12 protein-coding genes are annotated in these 11,898 nt (G+C 33.7%); 3 read left to right on the top strand and 9 right to left on the bottom strand.

What is annotated here, in order from left to right:
- The first annotated feature begins 17 nt into the window (after positions 1-17).
- The gene (locus tag ASJ80_RS01630) at positions 18-599 is read left to right on the top strand and encodes a CDP-2,3-bis-(O-geranylgeranyl)-sn-glycerol synthase (RefSeq protein ID WP_069583545.1); all 582 of its coding nucleotides are present in this window, start codon (positions 18-20) and stop codon (positions 597-599) included.
- 310 nt (positions 600-909) lie between these two features.
- Positions 910-1,389: a response regulator gene (locus tag ASJ80_RS01625; RefSeq protein ID WP_069583544.1), complete on the top strand. Its 480-nt coding sequence runs from the start codon at positions 910-912 to the stop codon at positions 1,387-1,389.
- 15 nt (positions 1,390-1,404) lie between these two features.
- On the opposite strand, the gene ASJ80_RS01620 is transcribed toward ASJ80_RS01625, so the two are convergent.
- A complete protein-coding gene (locus ASJ80_RS01620) occupies positions 1,405-1,914 on the bottom strand; it encodes a CcdC protein domain-containing protein (RefSeq protein WP_069583543.1) in 510 nt (169 codons plus the stop codon).
- An 85-nt stretch (positions 1,915-1,999) separates the two neighbouring features.
- Between ASJ80_RS01620 and ASJ80_RS01615 the strand changes: the two genes are divergently transcribed.
- Positions 2,000-2,239, top strand: coding sequence for a hypothetical protein (locus tag ASJ80_RS01615; RefSeq protein ID WP_069583542.1), 240 nt, complete (start codon positions 2,000-2,002; stop codon positions 2,237-2,239).
- Positions 2,240-2,333: 94 nt separating this feature from the next.
- Here the strand turns inward: ASJ80_RS01615 and ASJ80_RS01610 are convergent, their stop codons facing one another.
- The 8 genes from ASJ80_RS01610 to ASJ80_RS01575 form a co-directional block, all read right to left on the bottom strand.
- Positions 2,334-3,062: a hypothetical protein gene (locus ASJ80_RS01610; RefSeq protein ID WP_083240936.1), complete on the bottom strand. Its 729-nt coding sequence runs from the start codon at positions 3,060-3,062 to the stop codon at positions 2,334-2,336.
- A 310-nt stretch (positions 3,063-3,372) separates the two neighbouring features.
- Positions 3,373-4,059 (bottom strand): hypothetical protein, encoded by a 687-nt coding sequence (locus tag ASJ80_RS01605; protein ID WP_069583636.1) that lies wholly within the window; start codon positions 4,057-4,059, stop codon positions 3,373-3,375.
- Between the two features lie 61 nt (positions 4,060-4,120).
- Positions 4,121-4,801 (bottom strand): hypothetical protein, encoded by a 681-nt coding sequence (locus ASJ80_RS01600; protein WP_083240935.1) that lies wholly within the window; start codon positions 4,799-4,801, stop codon positions 4,121-4,123.
- A 125-nt stretch (positions 4,802-4,926) separates the two neighbouring features.
- On the bottom strand, positions 4,927-5,949 hold the full coding sequence (locus tag ASJ80_RS01595) for a hydantoinase/oxoprolinase family protein (protein WP_069583541.1): 1,023 nt from the start codon (positions 5,947-5,949) through the stop codon (positions 4,927-4,929).
- 143 nt (positions 5,950-6,092) lie between these two features.
- Positions 6,093-7,094 (bottom strand): ATP-grasp domain-containing protein, encoded by a 1,002-nt coding sequence (locus ASJ80_RS01590; protein WP_069583540.1) that lies wholly within the window; start codon positions 7,092-7,094, stop codon positions 6,093-6,095.
- A 21-nt stretch (positions 7,095-7,115) separates the two neighbouring features.
- On the bottom strand, positions 7,116-8,417 hold the full coding sequence (locus tag ASJ80_RS01585; RefSeq protein ID WP_069583539.1) for a nucleotide sugar dehydrogenase: 1,302 nt from the start codon (positions 8,415-8,417) through the stop codon (positions 7,116-7,118).
- 275 nt (positions 8,418-8,692) lie between these two features.
- Positions 8,693-10,003 carry a non-hydrolyzing UDP-N-acetylglucosamine 2-epimerase gene (gene wecB / locus ASJ80_RS01580; protein ID WP_069583538.1) on the bottom strand — a complete coding sequence of 437 codons (1,311 nt, stop codon included), beginning with the start codon at positions 10,001-10,003 and terminating at the stop codon, positions 8,693-8,695.
- 278 nt (positions 10,004-10,281) lie between these two features.
- On the bottom strand, positions 10,282-11,646 hold the full coding sequence (locus ASJ80_RS01575; RefSeq protein ID WP_083240934.1) for a DUF460 domain-containing protein: 1,365 nt from the start codon (positions 11,644-11,646) through the stop codon (positions 10,282-10,284).
- Positions 11,647-11,898 lie beyond the last annotated feature (252 nt).

The following is an 11,898-nucleotide window of genomic DNA, read 5'->3' as shown; positions in this document are numbered from 1 at the left end:
AAAACAGGAGGTAAACCATGGATGCAAGTGTTATCAGTGTTTTAGTTTTATCAGCATATGTAATATACTTTATGTTACCGGCATACCTTGCAAATGTTTCAGCATTAGTCTTTGGAGGCGGTAAACCACTGGATTTCGGCCGTAATTTTCGTGACGGTCGTCGTATCATAGGTAATGGAGTAACTTGGAAAGGAACTATTATTGGAACTTTAATTGGAACTTTTATAGGGATCCTTCAGGGATCTGTATCTGCGTATTATGGAAATATTTTTAGCTTAATACCTGGAATTACGATAATCCAAGGACCAATACCGACAAGCATACTTCAAGGTGCCATTGTAGGACTTTTCCTAGGAGGTGGTGCTTTAATTGGTGATGCAGTCGGAAGCTTTATAAAAAGAAGAATTGGAATCGAAAGAGGAAAAGCTGCCCCATTTCTAGATCAACTTGATTTTGTAATTGGTGCATTAATATTTGCTTCGCTTATAGTTTTTATACCATTAAACATGATTATAATTATACTTATTATAAGTATCGTTCTACATCTTCTAACTAACATGATTGCATATTTAATTGGTATGAAAGATGTTTGGTACTAAAACCAAACTCAAAATCTTAATCGTGTAGATTGATCAAATTACACATTAAATTTCTTTTTTTTTACAATTTTTACAAAGAAATAATTTGAAAATTTTAATTTCACTATTTTTTTTATGAACTAGAATAAATTTTCGAGTATTACTAATATGGTCATATCATAGCCACAATTCCAAAAATTAAATTTATTAAGGATTAATGACAATATAATATAACATACGATGTCTATTCAACAATAGGAATATCCAAATTGATTCAATCGCTTAAAACATGAATTAAAATTCAGTTTGTACAAGGATCTTGAGGCATACAATGAAAAAACCTGTTAAAGTACTACTGGTTGAAGACAACCCTGCAGACATTAGATGGACAGTAGAAATTTTTAAAGAGTACCATATACCCACTGAAATACGCACTGTTAAAGACGGCGCTGAAGCATTAAATTTTTTATACAGAAAAGGGAAATGTAAAGATAATTTTAATCCAGATATAATAATATTAGACCTGTATTTACCTCTTATAAATGGACACGAGATACTTAAAAGAATTAAAAATGATAAAAATTTAAATTCAATACCTGCCATAATTCTTACAGCTTCAAATTCCCCTGAAGATGTTAAAATTGCTTATAAAAACCATGTAGATTGTTATATCTCAAAACCTCTTGACTTTAGAGGATTAATGAAAATTATACAGCATACTGGAAAATTCGGGCTTACAGTACCATCCATGCTTGACATATCTAAATGCCAGGCATGCGATATTTTTAGGTTTAAACATTACCCCGTTTAATGAATTCATAATTTTTCAGTTAATTAAATCCTGTTTTAAAGCAGCATTCTTTTTAAAGTTTACATATTTCCAGTAAATGAATATACGACGGGAAATCATTGCTCCCACTGCCATAATAAGAAACATGGCTGTTAAAAGGTTTAAGTCTATAAGTCCCATGCTGCTAATTTCATTTCTTCCATATATCCTGACTAGAATAATTGCAGCCCATAGAAACACTGCAATAACCGAACCCTTCATTATCATAGAGCCATTTTCATCCATCTTAACTTCCATAAACCTGGATATTAAAAAACCCATTAATACCCCTATTAAAATGCTAACAAATATAACTGCAGCGTTGAAAACACTGTACATTTCAACATAAATCATAGGAATTGTAATTATAGACAAAATTACAGGCATAATTATTAATTTTCTTAATTTAATTTTCCTTTCGCGTAACTGCAGTATAATAATCAGCATAATTATGATAAGAAAAGAAGGACTGGCCATAAAATTGCTATCTGGTACTATCACTGTCATTGAATATCAACTCATTATTGAATCTATTTCAAAGTATATAAATTACATACTACAGAATAATGAATAATAAAAAAAGAGGCATTATGTGTCACCAAATGACAGATTCAGCATTGTAGCTGGATGCATATTTTTAATTGTTTTTATATATACATTATATATTAAAAGTTACTTATATGCCCTCGGATGGCTTATACTAAGTGCAGCACTACTTTTAGAGGCATATACTCCTCGAAAAATTGGAGATAGAGAAATTTTAATAATTATAAATGTATCACTACCTTTTATAGCACTAGGAATATTTATCTATACTCTAATTTATGGATAGATTATTTTTTAGTTTTGAAATTCATTGATTTTAAAATGCAAAATTTAAAAAAGTTAAACAATAATTGATATGAAAAATGTTGATTTTTCATTAATTATATCGAATTATAAGCCGTGTCAACTAAATTATAGGTCACATTATAGGCTTCGCTGTAACTCACCCATTCAGGGATCTCATAAACAAATGTAGCGTGTCCAGTAGCTGCTAAAGGTTTTGTGAAAACTTCGGTTGATGAACCTTTCTTTTTAGGATTTTCATCTGACGGAAGGAATCTTAACCCAGACATAGCTTTATCGACTTTTTCTGCAAGTGTTACCGACTTATTATCCATTGAAGGAGTTGCAATGTAAAACCCTTCACCATAACCTTTTTTATGATCATGACATATTATTATAACATCATAATCAGATTTAGCAACATCTTGAATGATATAATCTGCAGCAAGGCCTTCTCCTTTCTTTCTACCTGCAGTATAATAATCAAAGTTCTCGTGCACTACAATGGTATACTGTACGATTTCCACATTGTGGGATTTGGCATAGTCTTTTACCACTGCATTGGAAGCATTTATTGAGAGTGTTTCTCGCATATGTATACCTGTAACAACTGCCACTTTAACCTTTTTTTGAGAAGATGTACCTGTGATATTTGCTAATTTAGAATTTAAAGTTTCATTTGGCATATATACGTCTTTTATAACATATCCTCTGCTGTCTGAACCCAAAGTAGTATGTTTGGTTGAACTAGCTGTATTTAAAGATGCAGCTATTAACATGATAACAATTGCACACAAAGCAATTATAACTAATTTTTTTTTAATCATTGAATCCACCTAGAAATCTCGGAAATTCTTGTCAGCTCTGATTTTTGAATATTTAGAGATTTTACATATCTTTTATTACAGATCAAAATTTTGGATAAGATACAAATTCACAGAATTTGAGTATCGAAGTTTTTGATAGTTTTCATATAGTGACAAATTGTAGAATCTGTCAACAGTTTTCAAAAAAACATAATTTTTTTTTTTAAAGCCTCGAAAATCCTTGATTTTCGACTAGAGAAAGATTTGATCTACCCCTATAAAAACTTTTATAAAAATTTTTATTACTAAAAAGTAAATATGTCCAAGCCGCTTAAATGGACTTAAAACAAGCATCAATTAACCTATTAGTGTTGCTATAAACATCAGAATCATTTAACCATTCTGGAATCTCATAAACAAAAACAGGAGTCCCAGTAGCTACGATCGGGTCATCAACCCCGGTAATAGAGGTACTTTGAGTTTTTGAATCTGCATCCCTTTGATAATAATTAAAATCAGGCAGGATATTATGGACCTCTTCTGCCAGAGCTATGGATTTTGCATCCATGGAAGGTGTAGCAATGTAATAGCTATCATTACCGTAACCCTTCTTATGATCATGACAGATGATCACCAGATCATAATTCGACTTTTTAATATCCGGAATTACATATTTAGCAACGAGACTTTCACCATTATGTCTGCCGGTTGAAAATACAGTTGGATCATCAGTAACGGTTACCTGGTAATTTACAATTTTAACGTTATTGGATTTAGCATAATCTTTTATAACCTCAGGCACGACTACTTTAGCTGAAATCTCTCGAGGATGCATCCCGGTCACAATTGCTATATTTTTAGTCGATGCTCCAGACGGATCATATACTGTTTTAGTGACAAATCCTTTGTTATTGGATCCCAAAGTAAAATGTTTAATTGAACTGGCCGTATTTAAAGATCCGGCCATAACTGCAATGATAATAACAACTATACCAATTATAACTAAAGTTTTTTTCATAATTATATTTCCTACGAGTTTTAACATTCGTTCAAAATAAAAAGTAAATGTAGTTAATTCTTTAAATTGAATTAAAACAGGCATCAATTAACCTATTGGAGTTAGTAAATACACTGGAATTACTTAACCATTCTGGAATTTCATAAACAAATACTGGAGTTCCTGTATTTACAATTGGAGTGTCAACCTGAGTAATTGATGAACTTTGAGCTTTTGAATCCGTGTTTCTCTGGTAATAATTAAAATCAGGTAAAAGATTGTGCACTTTTTCTGCAAGAGTTACCGATTGTGAATCCATTGTGGGAGTAGCAATATAATATCCGCTACCATAGCCTTTTTCATGGTCATGGACTATTATTACCAAGCTGTAATTCGATTTTGCAATATCTGGAATTATATATTTAGCAACCAGACATTGACCATTGTAACGGCCGGCTGTAAAATCCTGCGGGCTGTCAGTAACAGTTACCTTATAATTTACAATTTCAACATTGTGTGTAAGCGCGTATAATTTAATGACCTCTGGTACAACTGTTTTAGCAGAAATTTCCCGAGGGTGCATTCCAGTTATAACTGCTATTTTAGGTCCAGACGCACCATAATGAGCATATACATCTTTAGTAACATATCCCTGACTATTTGAACCTAAAGTAGAATGGTCACTGGAATTATACAACATAAATGCTGCTGCAGCCGCTATACCCACAAATAAAATGAGTATTATAAACATCTTCTTAATCATTAAATCACTACGCTCTCGGTTTATGTTCCGTATTCAAAAGGTTTGATTTTAGTTTAAAACTTATTATAATTTGTTGTTATTAGATTCAGAGATAATCTTAATTTAATAAAAAAGTTGAATTTAATTTAGTCTTTTAAACTATCCCTTATCATCAATGCTGTTCCAACTGCAGGGGCAACAACACATTCTTCCTTTTTAAGTATTGTATCCATACCCTTTGATTCAAGTCCGGCTACTTCTGCTGCTTTTGCACCGACTATATCCATGCCAAGCCCCGTAGTTACAACTTTTGTAAGATTTTCCCTTTCGCAAACTTCTAAAAGAGCTTCAGCTACTTTTTCAGCCTGTCTTTTGTAGATGTATGCTGCAATCTTTTCTATATCCGATTCGCTCAGCATATCCATATCCCCACAAATAACCCTTGAAATCCTTCTCATACACTCTTCTTTTGATTTTCCTGCCCCATCAGAAGTACTGCAGCTGTAATCTTCTTCAGTTATGTTTCCAAGTACTGTGTGAATATCGGCAGTAGCTGCGAAAAGTTCTGAAGATACCCTCACCCAATCATCTCCTAAAGGTACTTTATCTACTATTGCAGCCAAATTTGTCCTGAGAGTTGCACTGTATACCAGTTCCCCTGTTTTTAATCTTTCAAGGTCAGATCTACCTTTAGCACATTCAGATCCATTTTTAATTGGGATGATATCTGTGGTTGTGCTTCCAGTATCTATCATTACACAATTTTCTTCTATTTCTGCTGCTATTTTAGACGTTGCAATCCAGTTTGCAGCAGCAACTTCATCAGGCCTTTCAACAAGCTCTTCAAAATTTAAAACACCATTTACGCCTATGAAACCTACAGGAACAGGAAATGCTTCTTTAGATTTCTTTGCAATGTCAATTACCCCTTCTCTTTTTGTCTTATAGGCGTCCACAAGTTCTGCGGTCATACATATACCTACAGCATCTACATCTTTTAAATCATCTCCAAGTAAACGTATAAGAGCATCGCCCAGTTCATCCTTTTTTAACCACATTGGAAAATACTCAAAATCTGTTTTAATTCCAGTTATATTGCCCTGATCGTCAAAGTCAACCACTGCCAGGTCTGTATTTGCTCCGCCTATGTCAAATCCTGCAATTTTCATAAAGATCACTCTGTTTATTTTCAATTATTTACAGTGTACCCAATTTTCTGAATTTTAAAGATTTTTTATCAATGATTTATTTTCTTTAATTTTTCAAAATCTAATGCATTTCTATTAAATTTATGACATCTTTAATCAGTATTTCATGCTATCTTTTCAAGCTTTAAAACATCATATTTTTTACAAAATGATATTGTTCCGCTTAAATTAATTTTTTTAGGTAATTTACCACCATAGATAGAATCCAAAATAGCATCACCAAGGTTAAAATTTAAAAGACGCCTTAATGCTACATAAGGAGTTGTAATCCTTGAATTTATCTCAACCAGATGCACTTCCTCTCCCAGAATCATGTCAACACCAACATAACCATTAAGACCATCTATTGATTCTACAGCCCTTTTTGCCACTTTTTTTGCTTCTTCTTCAAGTTCATGAGTTAAAGGCACCTTCCCCCCATTATAATTTATCCCCTCGTCTGAAAAATGAATATCTTGAAGGTTCAAGCTTAACGGAACTGCTTCACTGCCGTTGCTTATCAAACTCACACTGGCTGAAGTTCCCTCTATAAAGTTTTGAATTATAAAATAGGGAAGATTGGTTTCAATTAAAGAAGCTGCTTTTTTCATTTCACCCTTTGAGTTTACAACATGTACACCCGAGCATGAAACTCCATCAGCAGGTTTTAAAATCCGTTTATGATTAAAGGGTTCATAACTATCCATATCTTTGAAAAATACTTTTTCAGTTTTAATTATGGGAACATTCTCCTTGAGAGACTCATACATCCTGAATTTGTCAGAACATATCATTACAGCATCTGAACTTGATCCTATAATCCCAACGCCTTTTTTTTCTATGAAATTTACTATATCATATAAAATAAAATCTTCTTCAGGAGCTATTACAAGACATGAGTCATAATTTGATATATTTTGATCTAACCACTCCATTAATTCTCCTTCAAGTTTAACGGGGTTACAATAATTATTACGGGAAATAGATTGGTCTAAAGATATGAGATAATCTACATCCATATCTTTAAAATCTTCTAAAAATCCATCAAGCATCGCCTGTCCTTCAGACCATAAAGATGGATCATCAATTCCCATGGCTGTGATATATTCAAGAACAAGTATTTTCAAATAATCAACTCCAAAAAAAGTTTAAAGCCGTCCAATTCCTTTAAAAACAACGCCTTCCCTTTTAAAATCATCAGGATTCAAAACTGGTCTTGTACAAACGAATATTTTGTTTTTGATCATTCCAGGTGTGATTGATTTATATTCATCATGGTCAGTTATGAGCACAACACAATCGCACTCCAGAACCTCCTCCATGCTTACAGGTCTGGCACCGAAAAACTCTATCAAATCATCAGAAGTATGCGGGTCGTGGGCATACACATCAAAGCCTTCCTCAAGCAGAAGTTCAATCAATGGTTTTGCTGGTGTTTCTCTAGCATCCGCTACATTTCCCTTGTACGCAACACCCAATATACCTACTTTAGAGCCTTCAATCTGTTTTCCGGCATCATTTAACGTGTTAACCACAATTTCAGCAACATGTCCCGGCATTCCATCATTTATAGCCCGGGCATTCTTTATTAAAGGAGATCCTATCCCTTCTTGTTCAGCTATCTCTACAATGAAATATGGATCAATAGATAAACAATGCCCACCGACACCAGGACCAGGAGTATGAATATTGACTCGTGGGTGATGGTTCGCAGCAGCTATAGCTTCTATCGCATCAATGTCGAGTTTTTCACAGACCTTTGCAAGTTCATTAGACAGCGCGATATTAGTATCCCTGTATGTATTTTCCATTAGTTTGACCATCTCTGCAGTTATCAAATCATTGACCTTTATTATTTTACCCTTTGTAATGTGTTCATAAAGGGAAACAGCCGTATCTGCGCTTTTTTCGTTGATTCCACCAATTACCCTTGCATTATGAGTCATCTCATAAATAGTGTTATTTGGAAGCGCTCTCTCAGGAGTATATGCTACTCCAAAGTCTATCCCTGCTTTTAATCCACTTTCTTCAAGTATTGGAATTACAACGTTTTTACAGGTTTTTGGAGGTGTAGTACTTTCTATTATAACAAGATCCCCTTTATTTAAAGCTTTTGAAATGCTTCTACAAGCGGATTCTACAGCCGATAAATCTGATTTTTTAAATTCATCCACAGGTGTTGGAACAATTACTATTTTGATCCTTGAATCTTTAGAAGCGGTAATTCCATCATCAGTCGCAGTTAGTTTACCGCTTTCAACTGCTTTTTTCACTAGTTCATCAAGTCCGGGCTCCCTAATTGGAGTTTTACCTTTATTTACATACTCGATAGTTCTTTTATTTATGTCAACTCCTGTAACCTGCAAACCGCTGTTTGCAAAAAGGGCCGCAGTTGGAAGCCCAATATGGCCAAGACCAAAAACTGTAATCTTTGAATTTTCGAGAATCATTGTTTTATCCCTTTAAGTTAATTATAAAATTATATAACAAATATTTAATTAATATTCAAAATTTATTGTTTCTATCCATTTTAGTTAAATATGAAATTATATAACAAATAATTTTAATTAATTTAAAAAATTTAATTATTCAATATTAATAACTGCTTCCATCAATTAAAACTTATCCCCTTTTAAAAAAAATAATTATAATAAATCAAGCTGCTTCAAATAATTTTAAGTATTGATAAATAGTTATTATCCATACTGCTTATCTATTTTCAGGGTTAATCCTCTTTAAAACTATCAATTAATGCAGTCTTACCATTTAAGTTGAGATTTTCATAGGGAAATCTGGCATTACCGTCTTCAAAGACTATTTTCACTATTGAATCCTCATTATTTTCAAATTCCTGTACCAGTATATCCTCTTTAATTTCAATCAGTTTACGGGTTCTGTTTTTCATTATATCTTCGGGTACCGTTATTTTAAGTTCACCCTGATGGTATAAATCCAGTATTGCGTCAAGAATTTCTTTTGAGGAGTCACCAGAACCGTAAGGATTTTCAGCCCTGCTCATTTTATCGTAAAGATCACTGTTGTTTAAAATTTCTTTAACAGTGCCTGTTATTTTATCTTTTTCTGCCCCAACAAGGATATTTCCCCCTGCTTCAACTGTTTCAGGACGTTCGGTGTTATACCTTAAAGTCATGCACGGCACGTTTAAGGTAATGGCCTCTTCCTGCAATCCCCCTGAATCAGTCATGATAAATTTAGACTTTGACATGAGAAGTAAAAAATCAAGATAACCTACAGGCTTTATAAGTTCAATATGGTCTGCATTTTCTAATTTATCAAACATATCAAATTCTTTAAGGGTTTTAACTGTTCTTGGATGTACTGGAAAGACAACTGTTACATCATCTAATTCAAGCAGTGCATCTATGATATTTTGAAGCCTTTCTCTGTTATCAACGTTCTCTGCCCTGTGCATGGTGAGGGTGAGAATATCTCCCTCAAAATCAAATTTAGGTTTTTCCTCTGACTTTTGCGCTATTTTAAGGTTTCTGATACATGTATCAACAATGGTGTTTCCTGTTATAAAAATATCTTTGGGGCTGATTCCCTCAAAAAGCAGGTTAACTGCTGATTCTTCAGTTGGTACAAAATAAAGCTTGGAACATACATCTGCAATTTCCCTGTTTATTTCTTCAGGCATGGATTTATCGTAAGACCTTAAACCTGCTTCAACATGCCCTACAGGGATATGGAGCTTCGATGCCACAAGTGCCCCTGCAAGCACTGCATTGGTATCTCCCTGAACAAGGACTATATCCGGTTTTTCTGCAACTAAAACATCTTCAATACCATTCATCATGGTCGCTGTTTGTTTCCCATGGGATCCAGAGCCTACCCCTATATTAAAATCAGGTTTTTTTAATTCTAAATCTATAAAAAACTGGTCAGACATCTCATGGTCGTAGTGCTGTCCAGTATGGATCAATATGTAATCGATGCTTCGTTTTTCTATTTCATCGATTACCGGGGCCATTTTGATTATCTCCGGCCTTGTCCCAATAATAACTGCAATTTTCATAATACAATTTAATATTTTAAGCTTAATAAAGTTAATTCTTTGAAATTTTTAAGGCTATACAAAATTTCTATCTTAATAATCTTTATCATATGAACTAAAGCATATATGTTGATTTTATGCCGTGAATATACTTTACCTACTTATTTTCAAAACTTACATTATTGATATTTTCTTCGGGTTTGTACTGCAAGCATCTTAGGCCTACTATGGTACCTATTTAGAAAGAAATAGTTTACTTACAAATAAAAACAGATGAAAAAAAGCAGAGAGTATCTGTCTTAATCACCACTTGAAGGCCTTCTCCTTTGGGCCCGGTACTCATCAATCATTTTTAAGAGCTGCCTTTTCTCTTCTTTATTCCGCCTGTTCTCCACACGGGTCTTCCAGTTTTCAATCTCATTATCTAAAACATCCTTGTCTATAACTGCAAATTCGTCAATCATCTCAAGATCAATCTTATTTGCATCCAGCACCGGTACCATATTTTTTTCAAATTCTTCTTCTGCAGGGTGCGACATTTTATCCACAAATATTGCCGCCTTTATACCCATGTTAATCAGCATTGAAGCGGTTTGAGATCCCCCACCTTCCGAGCTTGATAAAAGAACCACATCTCCCTTTTTAATGGTCCAGTAGTCCATAGCCTCTTTGATTTTTTCACGGGTGAACGATTCAATGATCTTGACAGGGACAGCCTTTTCAGAGAGCTCCATAACCCTTATTTCTTTCATGGAGCGCAGGTTCTCTTCAAGTTTTTCTCTAAGCACCTTTTCTTGAGTATACTTCTCCTGAAGCCCTTTTATAATAGATACTTTGGAAGATATCTCTTTTTTACGCAGTATATCCTTTGAATATTCATAATGCAGTTTTTCTATTTTATCTTCAAGTCTGGAAGTCTTCTTCTTGTAGTGCCTGACATCCTTTTTAAGGAGCTTATTTTTCTTCTTTAAATAAGCCATCTGTCTTTCTTGAGACTTTATTTTTTGTTTAAGTTTTTTGGCAGCTTCTTCAATAGCCCTGAGCTTTTCTTCATCTATTGACTCCAGATCATTTTCCATTTCCCCGATCTGAACTTCCAGATCATCCTTACCTTCAGGAATCTTTAAAACATCGCCTATTGCAGAAGTAATTGGGCGGTCGCGGATGACCATGCTTTTAACTTCATCCACTTCGTCAGGGGTTAAACCCAATTTTTCAGTACGCCTTTCAATCTGCTGGAGCTTTTTTTGATAATGCTTGTATGTTTTAATTGCAGCAGCCAGGGCATCCCTTTCATGGGCATTTGCAGGGTAGTTATCAGACGATATCTCATTAAGGTAGCTGTCTACAAGTTCCGTCTTTGAGCTGACGGTGAATGTTTTAGATGGCGAATAAATTTTAGAGTTAAGTGTTGATGCAAGCTTTCTAACATTTTTAGGGACAGGATAAACATCAGTAGCAATTAAAACAGTTTTTCCATGGTCTATGATGTATCTTATCACCTCAGCCCTTGCCATTTCCTTGCAGCTTTTGGTTGCAACCACATTTCCAGACAGATCTAAAATAGCTATTCCCACGGTTAATCCTGGATCAAAACCTACAATAAGCCACTTTTGTCTTTCCTGTGATGATTTAGAATTTAAAAATAAGTTCGAGTTTTCAATTTCTTCAGTTTTATCTATGTTCTTATAAACCAGGGAATTTCCTCCTAAACACCTGTTTCATGCTTTAAATAGGGATTATAAGATAAATATAATATTTTAAATATTGTTATGTTTGATTAATAATAGGGGTTAATACAATTTATATTTATTTATTAAAATTTAGAAAAATGAAAAGTCATTTATTAGAACTGAAAAACAACGTGAAACGATCATATCAATCTTAGATAAATTTTTAACAGAAATATTTCTACC

This window comes from Methanobacterium bryantii (assembly GCF_002287175.1).
GTDB lineage: Archaea > Methanobacteriota > Methanobacteria > Methanobacteriales > Methanobacteriaceae > Methanobacterium_D > Methanobacterium_D bryantii.
This window is presented reverse-complemented; position numbering and strand designations above follow the sequence as displayed.

Excerpts from the sequence above, each read along its gene's own strand:
- ASJ80_RS01595 (WP_069583541.1), bottom strand. The coding sequence starts at position 5,949 with ATGAAAATTGCAGGATTTGACATAGGCGGAGCAAATACAGACCTGGCA.
- ASJ80_RS01610 (WP_083240936.1), bottom strand. The coding sequence starts at position 3,062 with ATGATTAAAAAAAAATTAGTTATAATTGCTTTGTGTGCAATTGTTATC.
- ASJ80_RS01605 (WP_069583636.1), bottom strand. The coding sequence starts at position 4,059 with ATGAAAAAAACTTTAGTTATAATTGGTATAGTTGTTATTATCATTGCA.
- ASJ80_RS01630 (WP_069583545.1), top strand. The coding sequence starts at position 18 with ATGGATGCAAGTGTTATCAGTGTTTTAGTTTTATCAGCATATGTAATA.
- ASJ80_RS01625 (WP_069583544.1), top strand. The coding sequence starts at position 910 with ATGAAAAAACCTGTTAAAGTACTACTGGTTGAAGACAACCCTGCAGAC.
- wecB (WP_069583538.1), bottom strand. The coding sequence starts at position 10,003 with ATGAAAATTGCAGTTATTATTGGGACAAGGCCGGAGATAATCAAAATG.
- ASJ80_RS01600 (WP_083240935.1), bottom strand. The coding sequence starts at position 4,801 with ATGATTAAGAAGATGTTTATAATACTCATTTTATTTGTGGGTATAGCG.
- ASJ80_RS01620 (WP_069583543.1), bottom strand. The coding sequence starts at position 1,914 with ATGACAGTGATAGTACCAGATAGCAATTTTATGGCCAGTCCTTCTTTT.
- ASJ80_RS01585 (WP_069583539.1), bottom strand. The coding sequence starts at position 8,417 with ATGATTCTCGAAAATTCAAAGATTACAGTTTTTGGTCTTGGCCATATT.